The following is a 16,252-nucleotide window of genomic DNA, read 5'->3' as shown; positions in this document are numbered from 1 at the left end:
TTATTGTGGCTAAAGAAAAAATAATGATTGACCGTAATTCAGAAGAAGTTTTGGCTCGTAAACGGGAAATTGCAGAGGCAAAGCGTGCTGCAGAAATTGTTACATTGCGTGAGTGGTACGACACTACACCCGAGCACTCGCCAGAAATTCAAGAGTATATGAAGCACTTTAGCCAGCTTGGACGCTTGGGCAAAGAACTGCACAATCGCGGAGTAAAGCGTGTTACAGAGCGGTTTGGTGATGATGTTAGAACGCTGGTTGAAGCCACTTATGTGAGAGGTGAATTAGATTTAGCCGCACCACTTTGCGCGATGGCCTGTTTATTTAAGAAACAAATGAATACTGTTTAAATTGCTGTGGTGAACAACAGCAAAAGGTATGAATAAGAACTTAATATATCGATTTATCTTGGGGAATTAGGGCTTTTATGGCTGATAAAATAAGCAACCTTAAAAAGGCAGCTGAAGAATGGTTCTGGATGACTTTGGCATCACTTTCACCAATTTTTTTAATCTGGCTTTTTTTCATATTTAAAGAAAATTGGGTAGATTTTAAATTTTTCATTACTAACATATTTCTGGATGGACCTATTTTCGCTTACGTATCAACTCTTTTAGCGCCGTTTCTTTTTATAGCAGCAAAAAAGCTAAGTGGTAGATTTAAAGATGATATATCACTAGGTGGTTTGTCATTGTTGTTTGCTGTCATGGTGACAGTCGTATCAATCATGCTTTTTTATCAAAAACAGGATTCAATGTATCTGAGTCGGGAAGCTAATTATCAGAATAGTGTTATCGTGAAAAATATTCCGCAAGAGTACTTGGAGAATCTTTTAAAAAATATTGAGTTTAAGGGTGAGTCTAGAAGCGAAATTGATTTCAAAGGATGGTTGTCAATACTATGTTACATAATGTCTTTGTCGCTCTATTTATATTCGTTATATATATTGCAGAAAGAAAGATCGCCCACAGACCCTGCTGCATTATCTAGAAAGAATGCAAAAACCTTAAGTCGAAACGTGACTGAGGTATTTGGAGAGTAAGATGAATATACCTATTTCAATTAATGCAATTAAGATTCGTCAGCAAATCGGAGAGTTTTTTGTTGCAAAAATAAAGGCAAGTGACTTAGTTAAAATCACATATTCTGATGTTCGAGAGTTACAGCAGGAGAGAGAAGTAGAGACTTATTTAGGTATTCAAAGGCCATTGAGCGAAGCTCGTGCAAAAGAGATTCAAGACTACGTAAAAAATTATGATGCGACCTTTCCCAGTAGCGTTATTTTACATATAAATCAAGATTTTATTGAGTGGGATGAGTCGAATCTAGTACTGAGAATTGATGTTGGTGGAGCGGAAAGCCCTGCAAAGATACTTGATGGTCAGCATCGGATTGCCGGTTTTATGGATCTTAAAACGGGTAAGCCTTTACTAAACGTTTGTCAATTTGAACGTAATGGTGAGATGTTTGATTTTGAATTTATTATTACAATATTTATTGGTTTAGATCTTTCAGAACAAGCAAATATTTTTTCGACCGTGAACCTAAAACATACTAAAGTCGGCAAAAGCTTGGTCTACGATCTTGAATCATATACTAAGACCAGAAGCCCACAAAAAACTGCCCATGAAATAGTTGTTGCTCTAGACCAAAATAAAAGCAGTCCATTCTATGGTAGAGTGAAAAGGCTTGGTTTTAAAAATGGTAATGAGGAAAATCTAACACAAGCCATGCTCGTTGAAGAGATACTCAAGCTCATATCAAAAGATCCAATGAAAGATAGAGACATTCTGATTAGGCAAGAGAAAAAATCCTTCTCAAGTTTTAGAAAAGCCGAGTTAGAGGTTTATCCTATTGCGGATGGTAAGGTATATAGAGACTTCTTCATAAAAGATGATGACAAGTTTATTATTCTTTCAATTATTGCATTTTTTAAATCTGTGCTGAAAAAATGGCCTCAATCCTGGCTTGTTAGTAATAAAAAATCAGTTTTGAATAAGACAGTTGGTGTGAAGGCTTTGTTTAGGATTTTGAAGTACATTTTAGTAAACGAAATGAAATCTTCTGAAGAGATTGAAGAGCAAGCTGTAAAGGTCGAATTTTACAACAAGTGGCTAGATAGAGTTGAGATTGACGATAACTATTTTAGCGAGCTTGATGCTGTCTCTGTCAGTGAAGGAAAGATATTTAACGCAATAAAAGATTCATTTTAGCGAGGGCTGTCACATTCTACATGCATCACTTATGTGAGCCGCCTAAGCCGCCCATAGCTCTTCATCAGTAAAATCTGGATCACGTTGCTGCTTAGGAAGTAACTCCGTCGCCAGCTGGGCATGCCCAGCCAGGTGACTTAATCTAGCTTTAACGTACCGTTTAACTGCACTTGCTGGCTTTTGTCATAGACAAAACCAGCTTCAATTGATTTGAAAAGGGCGATACGCACTGCTAGGTTGGGAGTAATGCCGTTTAGTACTATATAGCTCCTTCTGCTTTTTAAGCTTATCCGCCATGGCATTATTTTGCCACATAATATTCGGTAGCATTACTCTGCCTCCTGAATGGCATCTTGCCAGAAGTAGTATTTTTTCACCGCAGACTGGGAGTTTACTGGTCAATTTCAAAGGCATGGGAGATATTATGAGAACTGAGGGCAGAGATTTAATTATTAAAACCTATATAGATATTGCTTTGTCAGCTATTTGACAACATTGAGTATATTACCCATAGCATAGTAGGACTTTATACAACTGAGTATCCTCAGATTTTAGGCCTTTGGTATAAGTAGTTTTTAAAAGTTTCGTTGTCACTCAATGCGCTACCAGACTCCCATATTTCAACTTCAGTTAATTTATATCTGGTTGCAAGCAGCTCATGTATATAATCATCACCATAAGTGTAAAAATCTCGTTCAGCTGTCTTTGAGTTATCTATTTTTTTCTTCAGTGAAAAATAGAAGTAACCATCTGGTCCCAATGTTTTTACTAATCGAGAAATTGCATTCTCAAACTCAGATTCATTTAGGTGTAGAAGTGACGCACACGCCCAGACAAGGTCAAATGTGGGTGGGTAATCTATGTCTGCAAAACTTTTTTGTTCACAAAATGCAAAAGGGTATTGGTTGCACAGCTCAACCATTCTTGCCGAAGCATCGAATGACGAAACTTTAAAACCGTGCCGAATAAAGTATTGAGTGTCTCTTCCAACGCCACAACCGGCATCTAGTACGCTGCCACCGTTTGGGACGTAAGCGCGCACTTTTTTATAGATCTCTGTCATATCTATTGAGAAAGTCGAGTCGAAATAACTGCTTGCGTTCTCATCATAGAAAGCGATGGTTTTGTTTTTGACAACCTTTAGAGGTTTGTCATCTACTTTTTTAATTAATCTCAGAAGCTTTGATATTTCACTATTAATTGCACCATTGATTTCCAATGGGAATACAATGCTTTCCAGATCTTCGCTTTGTCCGTGTAGTTTCCCTTCAGACGCAGTCTTAATTACGCGATAATGTGCAGCAAGTTTTCCAAGTAGAATATGCAAAGCTGGGTTATCTACATAACCGCTTTGAGATTCGATAAGGTTAATCACCTTATCTGAAATGATTAATATATGTTTAAAGAGTTCTTGATCACTCTTTTTAAATCTGTCCAATCCTTGTCGTGTATTATCAGGGTTATCAGTAAGAAATCTTAACGTTCTAAAGTAACTGCCTTCGGCTTTAAGTTTTTCCTTTTCTTCTAATGCGAAGTAAGAATAAATAACTCTCGACTCTTCCAGAAGTGAGTTCAAAGGTCCATAGAACTTTTCAATTTTTTCCTTAGCTTTCGCTACTCTGTCTAAATGCTTGTCACGTTCCAGCAACTGCGTCTGGTGTTTGGAATCTTTTGAGTACTTCCTGATTGTTGAGAAAGCTACGGCTAGTGAGAAAATAACGGTTAAGAAAGAACCAACAGCTGTTATATCAGCACCAAAAATTGTTGATGATGGTTTAGAGCTCTGTGGCTCGCTTTTTATAATAATCAGCTCTTTGGAGGCAGATGCATGATGTTCCGATGTGTGATTGTCAGTTGTTACAACCTTATCGAGTGCTATGCCATCTGTTTTTACGAGCTGCTCTGACACGGTTATACCTTGATCTTTGTAGAACTAGGACTGATGCTACCTTCAGATGTTACCGCTATGGCAATATGAGCTGCCCAGGCTGTCCATAACTCTTTATCAGTAAAATCTGGATAGCGTTGCTTAAGTAGCAGCTCAGTCGCCAGCTGGGTCATGCCCAGCCAGGTGACTTTATCAAGCTTTAAGGTACCGTTTAACTGCACTTGCTGGCTTTTGTCATAGACAAAGCCAGCTTCAATCGATTTAAAGAATGCAATACGTGCTGCTACGTTGGGTGTAATGCCGGTTATTTCCTTCTGCCGCTTTAGCTCATCTTCCACGGCTTTATTTAGCCACATGGTATTCGGTAGCATTACACTGCCTCCTGAATTTTGTCTTGCCAGAAGTAGCCTTCTTTTACTGTTGAGCTACGAGTTTGCTGGTTAAACTCAATCTCAAAGGCGTGGGAGATGTTAGGTGCTAAGGCTTGGTAGAAATCTTCATCAACCTCAGTGTCGGTAGACAGCAAAATAACCTGCTCGCTGGCTTCCGGGAAGTAGTTACGCACCAACTTGCCGCGGTGGATAGAATCCAACCGGCCAAGCGGGGTATCTACCACTACCGGTAGTACCCGGCCGGATAATTTACCCAGCGCTTCTAAAATGGCAAAGGCAAAAATCTGCTTTTCACCGGCAGACAGTGATTTACGATTAATGGTAACACCGGCACTATCTACCAGATTTACATCAAAGGTTTTCACGTCAATTTTGGCAGAGAACTTTAAGTCTTCCTTTCTGGCCAGTTTGCGATAAGCATCAATAAATAGCTGCTCTAACTGGGTGACTCTGAGTTTAATCAGTTCTTCTTTAAACTCTGCCAGCGCGCTTTGGCTTTGCTCTACTCGCAATGTAGCTTTATCTGCCGAGTGGTTGTTTTTTAAACCGGCGTAAAGTTTCTCTAATCGCTTGGCGCAGTCAAGCTCGGTTTGTTTATGGGCTTTAGCCTTTAGCATTAAGCCGATATATTCGCGGCTAACCGTGTCACGTTCTTTTTCCAACTGGCGCAAGCTTTGATATAGCTCGCGTAGGGTATCGGCATCAGGGGCGCGCTCAATCCGCACAGATAGCTGATCCAGCTCCGCCTGAACATCGGTTAGTTTCTTATTTAACTTATCAACGTTGGCTTTAGCGATGCCGCCATCGGCAATTTGTGCTTCCAGCAGGGCAAAATCAGCATCAGTGATATCCAACTTTGGCGTTTGCAGGGCCATGTCATTAATAATCTGGCCGAAATAACGCTGCATTTCGTTGTATGCAGCTTCACCTTGTTTATCCAGGGTTGACTGCAAGCGTTGACGTAAACCGTCAAGATGGCTGGTTAACTCGTTGCTAAAAGCCTTGGCTTGCTTAATCTTCTGATCAGCCTGCAGTTGGCTCAGTAACGCTTGCATAGCCGTTGGTGCCAATGCAAGCGGGTAGTTGCCATTTACTTCGCTTTTTAGCTCGGCCTGTAAATCTTGTTTTTTTGCTAACAGGTCATTTAACCTGGCGTGTGCGGCATCTTTATCTTTGGCCCAGACACCGTCGTTTTCCTGAATCAGCAGTTCTTGTCTTTTTATCTCTTTCTTTAAATCGATTATATCTGTTGAGAGTGCGTCAGCTTCGCTACGAAATTTATGACTTAATTTCTTTGCTTCATGTTTTTCAGATTCAGCGACCTTAATTTTATTTAAGGTGTCTTTGTCGGCGGTTTTGCTGCCTTTATCTTTAAGGTAGATATCCAGATCGTTACTTAGTCGATTCAGAATATCGATACCCAGTAAGCGCTGTACAGCCTCTTTTAGGTAGCGGCCGGTATCGTCTTCTGCCAGTTCGGCTATTTTTTCGCCATCAAAGAAAAACAGATCACCAATGCCTGGTGGCACCACTTCATGCAAAAAGGCTTGTACTTGCTCAGTAGTTAGCGTGCTATCTGGCTCACCATTTACTGAAAGTGTAAGGTGCTCGTCAGAATGGCTTTGCCAACTGCGGGTAATCTCATATTGTTTATGCACGCCATGATGAGTATAGGTAAATGCCAGCGTGATTTTAGCGCTACTGGCTGCATCACAGCCAATAGCCGTTTTGTTGATCTGCTCGGCTAAGTACGCTTGGTAGTCTTTCTTGCTGATTACATCGCTAACTGCACGTTTGCCCAATAAGGCTAAGCGAATAGCGGTTAAGATTGAAGTTTTACCGGCCCCGTTTAAGCCACCAAACAGTACTACCGGCTGGTGGTATACGCCAGCTTTACGTGGTGTCAGATCAATATGTTCTGTGCCGTGAAATACGCGGAAATTCTCCAGTATCAATTGCTTAAAAATCATTTAATGCCCTCCGCTTCAAGTAGCGCATTAATCTGCTTAAGCTCTTGCTCCAGCTGTTTTACTTCATTACTTTGCCGTATTTGGTTTTGGCGCATTTTTAAATTGCTGGCGATGATATCTTCAGCGCTTTCCCAGTCTTGCTGGATCAGGCTACCAATTTTGCTGAAAATGCCGCTACGGCGCACCAGTCCACTCATGTTAGTTTCTAAGTCGATTAATTTTTTCAGCATCTGTGGCGATATGCCATGCTTAGGCGCAATTTGGTTTAGCAGCTCGCCTTCGGCCTGGCCAAACTGGTTGGTATCATCAACGCTCCAATCCAACGTCATGCCCAGCTCGGCAAAGACTATTTTTGGCAGCGAGTCATCCCAATCAGGCTCATTCGGGTCATTAAGCCATTCATGGCGCACCGCATGTAATTCAGGTACGGTAATTAACTCGACATTACGCTTGGCATCGTTAAATTGCTTTTGAATACGCAGCAGTAAGCGCATCGCCAATTGCCGGTACTTCAGTTTGTACGGGCCGGTGGTGTAATCGTCGGTTAATACCCGCTCTTTATCTTCTCGCAGAGTTTTAAACGCCAGCCGGCCGTCACGACGGATATGGTTGCGGTATTTTTTCTTCAGCTTAGGTGAAGTGCTGCGCGATAAAATATTGCGGTACTTTAACAATGGCTGCATCCACTCTTCGCCGTTTTGGATCAGGCTTTCCATGGCGCGGTCTTTAGTAACTACTGTGCAGGTCCAGCAGCCAAAACGTGAATTACCACAAGATGGCGTGGTTTCGTCAATTACCAGTGGGCATTCGCCCTGACCAGAAGAATCTTTATACAGGTTCCATAAAATAAGATTACGGCTTCCCCAAGGTGTTTCCCATTCCAGGTCGTATTTGTCTATCCACTTATTTTTGACAATTTCTTTGCCTGCATAGCTGGTTGATTGCGAATCTAAATGACATAAGCGCAGTATTTTCCAGACATCATCAGTATGCCAGGTATCAATAGGGGTGTAGATGAACGCATTGGCTAAAGTGGTATGTACTGCTAAATCTGAGCCGTTGATTTTATGCTTTTTAATTACCTGGGCACGCGAGGCGCTTTCTTGTGATCGCGAGCCCAGTACGACAATGACTTCATTGTAATTACTGACTTTATCTTTAATGAACTTACTGACCGGGTCTATCTTCATCCGCTCGGTACACCAGCGGAAACTGCGCGTCGGCGCAGGGTAGCCCTTACCCAGTAAATTAGCCCAAAAGGTATTATTCGATTCCGGCATTACTTTATGACAAGTGATGGGTAACTCATGACGCTTAGAACCTTGCTCGATAGCCTTTAGTGAATTATTTACATGGTCAACTACCATTGGCGTTTCCACTAAGGTGTCAGACGCTACAACAAATACTGGTTTATGTCGCTGCTCGGGCTTTAATCCTAACAAGGCGAAATACACTAAGGTCATTACCGCAGAGGAGTCTTTACCACCGCTGTAACCAATTACCCAAGGTCTATCATCAGCACGGTAGACGCGCTGAGTATCGGCAACAAACTCACTGAGAAAACGGCCGGTAAATTGCTCGTTTTCAATAAAGTCGATGTAATCCTGTAAGTCGTGCTGATTCAGTAGTTTCATTTACCTAAGTATTCTTTTTCTCTGGCAAGTTCTTGCTCAGAGATATTCATATTAATTTCGCGTTTGATTTGCAGACTGGTTAAGAAAATATTCGTTAACGCCTTAGACAACCTGCCATGTTGCATTGCTCTGTTAGCCCAAGTGGGGTTGCTCTTAGACCAATCAAGCTGACCAATAGCTGCCAACTTTGAGCTTTTTTCAGCGCTAGGGTAACAGAGTAGCTCTTTGCCAACCATGGCTAATGACTGCAAACCAATACCATGGGCAATAATGCTGTCCCGCCTTAACTCAGTGGCAGAGAGTTGCTTGTTTTGCAGTTGTTGCCATTCAGGAATGTAGTCGAATAGTTCGGTCCAGAATTCAGCTACTGCATTTTTTTCTGCTTCTGAAAAGCCTTCTTTGGCACTTTTGCCGGTTAAGATTCGTGAGGCTTGCTTGATACTGCTAAGGGTGAACAGTTTACTACTTTTGACAGGTATAGAGGAACCTTCAAATTCTGTGTAACCTCGAAAAGGCTTACAGTTAAACGCCAGATATCTTGCCAGCTCTGATGCTTGATCTCGGTGGTCATACATGGTTGCCAATGATGGGCTGGGGCGCACGGCGTATTTATTCAGATCGGCAAAGAGCTGTTGGCTGCGTGCTAAACCTTCATCGACAAAAAACAACACAGCGATATTGTCCTGACTTAACTCGGGCCGCTCTTTTAACGCTTCTTCAATAGCCGCGCGGCGGTGCTGGCCGTCATTGATCAATATCTGAGCTTCCATCGGTATGGTTAGTGTGCCTAAATTGCTGCCTTTTACGTGCTCAGTAAAGGTAACAGTTTGACTAACAGAAGCAGTAATCGCTGAAAACACATAGTCTGTTGGCCCATCGACTAAATATCTAGCCATTTCCGGAATGCGGCTTTTGTTAAGCGTGCGCTGTGCCCGCAGCTCAACTGGCAGCTCCTCTTCGTCATATATAAATATTTTCGGTATTAGCCGGAGCGGGCAGGTGGTGATATAGAACGGTTTTTGCGCTTGCTGGCCTCTTACTGCAGGGAAGTTGTAGCTAAACCCGCTATCAGTGTCTGTCATTTGTCCTACCTAGCTTGCTATCAGTTACGTAAAATTATTACGTATGTTACGTAATCTTCCAGTGAAAAATAATCTTGAAATTGGATCTGAAAGATAAAAGCATGATTGTTGGGCGGTTATATATTGTGCTTTTGTTAGTGGTTAGCTGATAAATAGCTGTTTATCGGGCAGTGCTGGACGGTGCGCGGTGTCTACGTAATCGAAAAAGTCGACCCTTTGCTCCGCCATTTTTATTTTCACTCTTTCAGCCAATAAAGGGATGGCTTTGGTAAAGTCGTCATAACCCAGAAGGGTAAGCTTGCCCGATTTTAAGTGGATTTTAATCAGATCAATATCATCCAGCTCGCCATACAATTGCAGTGCAGCGCCGGTATAAACCCGCAGTAACGGGGTTAACTTGGTCAGATAGGTTTTATGAAATGTCAGGCTGTGAGGGGTTTCGTCTTCCAGCTCTAGTTTGCTGGGAATTTGTAGCTGAAGCTTTAGGCAGGAGTCTGTAATAGCTTGCTGATCTGCAATACTAAATAGCAGCTCCTTGGATTGCGTTAACGCTACATTGAAGTTACCGAAGAATGCCTTGATATCACGCTTTAAGCTTTCCGGCTGCTGAGTATAGCTTTTGTACTTTTGAAACTGTGCTAAGGCAAAATACACTAGCATGTCTTCCTTGCGCATAGTGGCGGCTTGCTCTAGCTCTTCCCAGTTGAACCATTTACTTACTAAACGCAGTGCTTTTTTTGGTGAGCCTGCTACTTCGGTTAGTTGCTTGTACTGGGTAAATTCATCCTCAGCTGGCAATCGGCCAAGCTCGAGGCTGCATTTCCAAAACGCCTCGAATAAGGGGTGGTATTGAGTAAACAAAAAGCGTGCCTGGCTCTCAGAAACTGGCTCGGGTGCAGTTAAATGTCGCCATTCGTAATGCCGCTTTTGCCGGCTTTGTTGAAATAGCTGCTCAAGGTTTTTGCAACGAAACACATAAAAAATGCCGGGGCCGATAGCGATGGCATTTTCATCGACCGCGGTTTCGATAAACTCTTTTAACTCGCTTTGGCTGTAATATTTTTGAAAGGTGTTGCGAGAGGTAATAACGCCGTCTTTATAAGATTGAAACTGTGCAATATAACTCTCGTTGGCCAGCATAGTCGACACAACCAGCAGTTTTTGGGTTAACTCCCAGCTACCGAGTAGAGCATCTAAACGCTCGTCTTTATCTTCAATAACATTGATGACAAATCCAATATTTACGATGTCAGAACGGACTTTTTCGGCGTCTGGCCGAAAGTTTGGGTCCCACCCTAACGCGTCTAAGCCATGCGCTTCCAGTTCACGTAAATCATCGCCTCGGCCGCAGCCATAATCAAAAATTGAATAATCTCCCTGCAAAAAGCCATGTTTCACCAGAGTTTTCATTGGTGCAGATAGTTCATGTCGCACAAGAGCGGTTTTGTACCGATCAATATTTTGCTCATCTTCAGCACCGAGCAATGCAGAGCTGCGAAACAAGCGGCCATCAACCAGCTCGTAGCCATGTTTGGCAATCAACCGCTGCCAGCTGGCTTTAAAGCCAATCATTCTTGGGTTGTCATATAAACCTGCCGTTTCACCTTCCAGAGTGATCATGCAAAAGCTTTCATATTCCGGGTGGTCCGGCAAAATAAAGTGTTCTTTACGATGTAGTATGGGCGGATTGTCGTGCTCACCATAGTGAGTAACTCTATGTTGCAGCTTGGCTAAATCTACCGTAACGCTTTGCTGTAGTGCCGGGTAGGCATCGGTGTAAAAGTCGGGGTAATTTAGCAGTGACAAACGAAAGTTAGTTTTAAACAGCTTAACGATATTCCAGTCAGATTCCGGCACTTTAAGTGCTGTAGAAACAACACTGACAAATTTCGCCAACACTGGTGGCAAAGCGTTAAAAGCATCCTTATGGATGTAAATTGCATCTGGTAGTTTTTTTCCAGCATGGACTTGCATTACTAACTGATTAAACAGAGATGCATTCATGGTTAAAGCTTTTTAACTAGGTCTAACACGTTATAGCCATAAGCTCTTTTACCAGGATAACACCTGCCTTTTTCACTTTGATGCATTACTTGTAAATGCCTCAAGGGGTTGTTGGATATGCTAATGTGAATTGGTCTATCTCGACCATAAAAGTAAAGCTTGTCGAAGCTTAGTTGCTGACAAATAAACTGCGCGATGCGCTGCATGTCTTCTTCATAACCGTTAACAACAAAATCGCAGGCTGCACCTGGTCGATTGCAAATTTCGTGTCCCATGGAGTTTACCTCTACACAGGCATGCTGATCTAAACTTGGAGCTGTACCCGCTCGTGACAAGCGTTGTATATACCGACTGAGCTCTGAGCCAGTAAAACCGTAGGTGATGTGTATATTGCCAAAATGTGCTGATACTGGGAGTAGTATCTGATTCGTGAGTTGAGCTAAAAAAAATCTGAAGCCGGTATTGGCTTGTTGTCGCCAGCAAATTGATGCTTGGCTTTGTGCCAGTCTAATAGCTGTCGGTACAACTCTTCGTAGCTTTGCAGCACGTTAAGTCTCATGCTTCTTATGTATGAAGTATAAAAAGCGGTTACCGTCTTTACGATACTGCAACTTTCCAGCTAAACGCATGTGCATTAGATGGCAACCCGAAACTTTTAGTGTCTTTTTTGCCTCTGTGCTGGTGAGCCAAGTGCCGTCATTGTCACTTTTATCTCCCCTTTCGTTAGCCTCCATACGCTTCACTCCGTCTAAAAAAAACCTGAAGAACCACCTTTGTTTTTGGAACTGTGGCCCTGTAAACAGTTCACGATTCGTCAGCGGTATGCGATGCCACTTTATCCAGTTCGACCCCAAAATACACGCAAAGCTTATCCAACACGTCTGTAGTTGTATTGTAGCCTTTTTGGTTCGCGATTTTTGACAGTGTGGTTCTGTGGATCCCTGTGCTTTTTGACAGCTCGTCAAAAGTGATCCGTCTGTTCTCGTTAAATTCTTTGTCTGCAATCAGCTCTTTGAGCCTGAATCTGATCATGCTTTGCCCCTCAATCAACCCCCTTATTCTACACAAAAAACGCGTTTGATCATTAATTGATGTGTAAAAGCTACAAAAGTTGCTTGACAGTGATATTTATATCCGCATAATGATGAGTATGCGCTACATTTGTTTATCAGGAGGTGTTTACGATGCTTAAAACCTACTTAACCACTGAAGAGTTGGCTGAACTCATCAAGTACGACGCCAGAACAATTCGCGAGTCGTTGAAAGACCGGGTGTTGTTTGAAGGTGTCCACTACATCCGTCCATTTGGTGGCCGCAAGATTTTGTATATCTGGGAAGCCATTCAGAAGGACATCAATAAACCTCAATCGAGGACATTCATCCCAATGGCAAATGGAGGTATGGCACATGGGTAGTGTAAGAAAGCGTGATTCCGGCACATTGCAGCTGGATTTCAGATACCAAGGCATTCGTTGCCGCGAGCAAACGGCGCTGCCGGATACGCCGGTAAACCGCAAAACGCTGACGAAGCTGATGGAGAAGATTGAAGCGGAGATCTTGCTGGGCACCTTCGTTTACAGCAATTACTTTCCGAACAGCAAGCTCGTCAGCAAGTTTGAAAAAATGGCGCAGCAACGTTTGGCCGTGAATGCGGCTGGCAAAGAGCCAAAGTTTGCTGAGTTTGCGGACATCTGGTTGGATGAAATGGCGGTCAGCTGGCGGGTTTCGTACCAAGAAACCATGCAGGTGGTGGTTAACAACCGGCTGAAACCTTACTTCGGTAGCAAGTTGATCAGCAGCATCACTAAAGCGGACATCATCCAATTTCGCGCCTCACTCGGCAAAGTACGTCGCGAAGATGGACAAGGGTTGTCTGCCGGCTATATCAACCGGAACATAAAAGTACTTTTTATGATCCTCAATGAAGCCGCCGATCGCTATCAGTTTACTGCGCCCGAGCGTTTAAAACCACTGAAAACCCCGAAGTCGGATGTCGACCCAATGACACTGGAGGAAGTTGAGCAGTTTCTGCGCCATGTCGAAGCCAAATTTCGCGATTACTACATAGTGCGGTTTTTCTCCGGTATGCGTACCGCCGAAATTGATGGTCTGCAGTGGCGTTATATCGACTGGGACAATCGTCGTATTTTGGTGCGTGAAACCTGGGTGAAAAACCGTATGGAGTACACAAAAAACGATGGTAGTCAGCGTGAGATCAATATGACGGAACCTGTCTATCAGGCGATGCGACGTCAGTTGGAGCAAACCGGCAGTAACAAGTATGTTTTTGCTACCCGTAATGACACACCATACAGCCACCGCAACCTCGCGCAGCGTGTCTGGTATCCAGCCCTGGCAGCTGCAGGGCTTCGTGCCCGAACGCCTTATCAAACGCGACATACCACGGCGACTTTATGGCTGGCCGCGGGTGAAAACCCCGAATGGATTGCTCGGCAAATGGGACACACCACTACCGAAATGCTGTTTCGTGTGTACAGCCGTTACGTGCCAAATCTGACCCGTCAGGATGGGTCTGCGGCCGACCGGTTAATCAGTCGTTTTAATGGAGGGGCACAATAATGATCCAGATTGAACAAACTCCGGCATTTAAACGCTATGTGCTAGAAAAAGGCCTAACTCGTCAGGTCCGGCAAATGGCCAGTTACCTGATGACAGCACTCTTCATCGAACCGCATGGTCGCCAGCTTGCATGCATTATCACGCCAAACGTAGCACAGGACAATACCGAGTTAGTGCTCGACTGGGTGCGTCAAGAAGTATGTTGCGTGAGTTGCTGTAAAGAACTGGATTTCACCGAATTGCAACGAAGTTTTGTGAATTGGTTGCTGGACCATGATATTCCAATGGGAGAGCTGCAATGAGCGACTTCAACAGTGAATTCGGTGTATTTCAGGTGTGGTTAGGACATTTCCTGACTACTGCACAAATGTACGATGCAGATCGTGTGTTTCAGCTTGAGCGGTGTCATCAGCGTTTTCACTACCCCTATACTGCGTTTGGGCAACGTGGCTTTCTGCCACTCGACACATTGGCCCAACAGGCTTTTTGCCAAAAACTGGCCCACCGCGGTTGCATCCCCTCGCTGCTGTTATTGGGGCACAGCCTGTCGACGGACTACGGCGACAGCAAACGCGTGATTTGTGATGTCAGCGGCTATCAATATGCATTTCGAGGTATTGAAGGCATCTTGCTGCATTGTGCAGACCCTGGTTTTTGGCAAGAGAGTCAGCTGTTTTTGGAAACTCCACAACTTTATCAGATTTGCAGCTATCTGCAGCGCAAGTGGCAGCCATTGGGACTTAACCACGGGAATCACCCGGTGATTGAGTTTTGTGAAATGCTGACTGAAGGCTTTGCCTTCACCATGCAGTTAGATTCCTAAATATCGGAGAATATGATGCAAAGCTTAATTCCAGTTCCTGCTTACTTCGGTAAAGGCAACAATGAAATTGTCTTGCTTGATCCAAGCCGCCTTGCTGAATGGCAAGGGTTAGATAATGAACAGCCAAAGATCCTCTGCAAGACCATGATCTACGGTAATTACTCTACTGGATGGAGTCTCTATCTGCATGAGCATGGAAACTACCACTGGCTAATGGGAGCCGATGTTGCGGAGCCTTCAGAGCAAGCTCCGTTAGATCTGATTGCACTGTTTGGGCACTATCTGGCGATCATGCCAGGGCAAAAACTGATTTTTTGCAGTGTAGATGTGGCCTGTTTTGCCGTTTCTTTTATTAGTGCATCAGGGTGTTCGGACCATTCAGGGGTGTAACATGTTTTGTTAGCCACAAATCAGCCCTGCCCATGTATCAATGTGGGCAGGGCTTTTTAGCCGGTGAAGGCTATTTACCGTAAGATTCTTTCGTCAGGATTGACAAGCCTTCATGCGGATTAATTCCAATTTGCTCGCAAATGTTGACGAATTCCAAGATATCCATCCTGCGCTCAAACTGCTCAATTTTGGAAATATAAGTCGAATTGGGGTAACCCAAGCGCTCGGCTAGGTCCAGTTGAGTCACCTTTTTGAACTTTCGCTCTGCGATCATCCAGCCAACCAGTTGACGGTAGCGTTCATTGAATATGCTTTTCATAGTTGAAAAACATATTCTTTTGATCAATATTATCGAAATTCGATAATATTATCGCATTAAGCTCGGTCTCATTTAGAGTGCCAAAGTGGCACTTTGCGGCTGGTGCTTGATTGATGTTCGGGTTGGAGTTGTAGAGAAAGCTTGGAGAGCACTCAAAGCACCGCTACTACTCGCTGGTATTGCTGTTAGCAGTGAGGTGAAGGATGGATCTATCAGTAAATTTAGTGGAAGGCGTGATGCTGGAGAGCAGCAAACATTCCAGCACGAGCGTTTATTCCACGGGGCGGGGCACTCGGAATGATCCGGTTCGGGTGCATTCGCAGACGAATACAGTTCAGGAGTTTTGGCTGAAAAAGCTCGACGGGACTGAGAGCAAAATCACGCTGAACAACCGGGAGGTTCAAGCCCGTGAAGGCCACCGCCTGATTTTGCTGCAAGGTGAAAGTGAAGATGGTTTGGTGGGGTACGTGGGTTACCTCAACCTCGACACCGACCGGTACGTTATTTTCAATAACAGCGGTATTGCCAGGGCTTTTGCAGGGCGAGGGTTGCCGTTCTACATCTTTGTATTGCTAGCGTTCATTGCAGGTGGCCTGGTGGTGTTCGCCAAAGGTTTTGCGGCCGGCTTTTTTGCTTGGGCGTTGGGTCTTTTTGCTGCTATTTTCGTCCGTAATATTCATGGTTTTTTCATTGGTTTGACGTTATCGAGTCTGACCAAGCAGGCGGTGCAAACCGCCAAACGTTCAAACTCGTTTACCTCGACTGTGGAGCGTCACTCAGCCTTGAGCGCTCCAGAGGGCGAGTCCCATCCCCGATTACAAAATTAATCCCCTGAGAGACCGATTTGGCAGGAAGTGTGGTGTTGGTGGCTGCAGATGCAGCCCCGCACCCCTTGTGCGGATTGGTCGTAGGGGCTCGTTTCAACGTTTTTTCTGATGACTACAGTTGGAGTACAGG

General features: G+C 43.9%; 17 protein-coding genes. 9 read left to right on the top strand and 8 right to left on the bottom strand.

Annotated elements, in window-relative coordinates:
• Window positions 1–5: 5 nt before the first annotated feature.
• From ACFO3I_RS03375 to ACFO3I_RS03365, 3 genes are all read left to right on the top strand, one after another.
• Window positions 6–350 carry a hypothetical protein gene (locus tag ACFO3I_RS03375; RefSeq protein WP_377331751.1) on the top strand — a complete coding sequence of 115 codons (345 nt, stop codon included), beginning with the start codon at window positions 6–8 and terminating at the stop codon, window positions 348–350.
• A gap of 77 nt (window positions 351–427) precedes the next feature.
• Window positions 428–1,042 (top strand): hypothetical protein, encoded by a 615-nt coding sequence (locus tag ACFO3I_RS03370; RefSeq protein ID WP_377331750.1) that lies wholly within the window; start codon window positions 428–430, stop codon window positions 1,040–1,042.
• 1 nt (window position 1,043) lies between these two features.
• A complete protein-coding gene (locus ACFO3I_RS03365) occupies window positions 1,044–2,213 on the top strand; it encodes a DGQHR domain-containing protein (protein ID WP_377331749.1) in 1,170 nt (389 codons plus the stop codon).
• A 544-nt stretch (window positions 2,214–2,757) separates the two neighbouring features.
• Here ACFO3I_RS03365 and ACFO3I_RS03360 read toward each other — a convergent pair.
• The 8 genes from ACFO3I_RS03360 to ACFO3I_RS03325 form a co-directional block, all read right to left on the bottom strand.
• Entirely contained in the window at window positions 2,758–4,122 is a 1,365-nt protein-coding gene (locus tag ACFO3I_RS03360) for a class I SAM-dependent methyltransferase (protein WP_377331747.1), read from the bottom strand.
• A 2-nt stretch (window positions 4,123–4,124) separates the two neighbouring features.
• The gene (locus ACFO3I_RS03355; protein WP_377331745.1) at window positions 4,125–4,472 is read right to left on the bottom strand and encodes a DndE family protein; all 348 of its coding nucleotides are present in this window, start codon (window positions 4,470–4,472) and stop codon (window positions 4,125–4,127) included.
• Complete coding sequence (gene dndD / locus ACFO3I_RS03350; protein ID WP_377331743.1) at window positions 4,472–6,463, bottom strand: DNA sulfur modification protein DndD; 1,992 nt, start codon at window positions 6,461–6,463, stop codon at window positions 4,472–4,474. The genes ACFO3I_RS03355 and dndD overlap by 1 nt, the downstream gene beginning before the upstream one ends.
• Window positions 6,460–8,097 (bottom strand): DNA phosphorothioation system sulfurtransferase DndC, encoded by a 1,638-nt coding sequence (locus tag ACFO3I_RS03345; protein WP_377331741.1) that lies wholly within the window; start codon window positions 8,095–8,097, stop codon window positions 6,460–6,462. The genes dndD and ACFO3I_RS03345 overlap by 4 nt, the downstream gene beginning before the upstream one ends.
• Window positions 8,094–9,179 carry a DNA sulfur modification protein DndB gene (gene dndB, locus ACFO3I_RS03340; RefSeq protein WP_377331740.1) on the bottom strand — a complete coding sequence of 362 codons (1,086 nt, stop codon included), beginning with the start codon at window positions 9,177–9,179 and terminating at the stop codon, window positions 8,094–8,096. The genes ACFO3I_RS03345 and dndB overlap by 4 nt, the downstream gene beginning before the upstream one ends.
• A 141-nt stretch (window positions 9,180–9,320) precedes the next feature.
• Window positions 9,321–11,183 carry a DNA phosphorothioation-associated putative methyltransferase gene (locus ACFO3I_RS03335; RefSeq protein WP_377331738.1) on the bottom strand — a complete coding sequence of 621 codons (1,863 nt, stop codon included), beginning with the start codon at window positions 11,181–11,183 and terminating at the stop codon, window positions 9,321–9,323.
• A gap of 2 nt (window positions 11,184–11,185) precedes the next feature.
• A complete protein-coding gene (locus ACFO3I_RS03330) occupies window positions 11,186–11,458 on the bottom strand; it encodes a hypothetical protein (protein ID WP_377331736.1) in 273 nt (90 codons plus the stop codon).
• Between the two features lie 529 nt (window positions 11,459–11,987).
• The gene (locus ACFO3I_RS03325) at window positions 11,988–12,215 is read right to left on the bottom strand and encodes a helix-turn-helix domain-containing protein (protein ID WP_377331734.1); all 228 of its coding nucleotides are present in this window, start codon (window positions 12,213–12,215) and stop codon (window positions 11,988–11,990) included.
• A 152-nt stretch (window positions 12,216–12,367) separates the two neighbouring features.
• Here ACFO3I_RS03325 and ACFO3I_RS03320 point away from each other — a divergent pair, with 152 nt between their 5' ends.
• From ACFO3I_RS03320 to ACFO3I_RS03295, 6 genes are all read left to right on the top strand, one after another.
• Window positions 12,368–12,598: a hypothetical protein gene (locus tag ACFO3I_RS03320; protein ID WP_377331732.1), complete on the top strand. Its 231-nt coding sequence runs from the start codon at window positions 12,368–12,370 to the stop codon at window positions 12,596–12,598.
• Window positions 12,591–13,763, top strand: a complete 1,173-nt coding sequence (locus ACFO3I_RS03315; protein WP_377331730.1) for an Arm DNA-binding domain-containing protein — start codon at window positions 12,591–12,593, stop codon at window positions 13,761–13,763. Before ACFO3I_RS03320 ends, ACFO3I_RS03315 begins: the two co-directional genes overlap by 8 nt.
• Window positions 13,763–14,065, top strand: coding sequence for a hypothetical protein (locus ACFO3I_RS03310; RefSeq protein ID WP_377331728.1), 303 nt, complete (start codon window positions 13,763–13,765; stop codon window positions 14,063–14,065). The genes ACFO3I_RS03315 and ACFO3I_RS03310 overlap by 1 nt, the downstream gene beginning before the upstream one ends.
• Entirely contained in the window at window positions 14,062–14,586 is a 525-nt protein-coding gene (locus tag ACFO3I_RS03305) for a hypothetical protein (protein ID WP_377331726.1), read from the top strand. The genes ACFO3I_RS03310 and ACFO3I_RS03305 overlap by 4 nt, the downstream gene beginning before the upstream one ends.
• 15 nt (window positions 14,587–14,601) lie before the next feature.
• Complete coding sequence (locus tag ACFO3I_RS03300; RefSeq protein WP_377331725.1) at window positions 14,602–14,976, top strand: hypothetical protein; 375 nt, start codon at window positions 14,602–14,604, stop codon at window positions 14,974–14,976.
• 522 nt (window positions 14,977–15,498) lie between these two features.
• Window positions 15,499–16,122, top strand: coding sequence for a hypothetical protein (locus ACFO3I_RS03295; protein ID WP_377331723.1), 624 nt, complete (start codon window positions 15,499–15,501; stop codon window positions 16,120–16,122).
• The last annotated feature ends 130 nt before the right edge of the window (window positions 16,123–16,252 follow it).

Source organism: Rheinheimera marina (genome assembly GCF_042654345.1).
GTDB classification, from domain to species: domain Bacteria; phylum Pseudomonadota; class Gammaproteobacteria; order Enterobacterales; family Alteromonadaceae; genus Pararheinheimera; species Pararheinheimera marina.
Note: the sequence above shows the minus strand (reverse complement) of the source record. Positions and strands in the feature narration are given on the sequence as shown.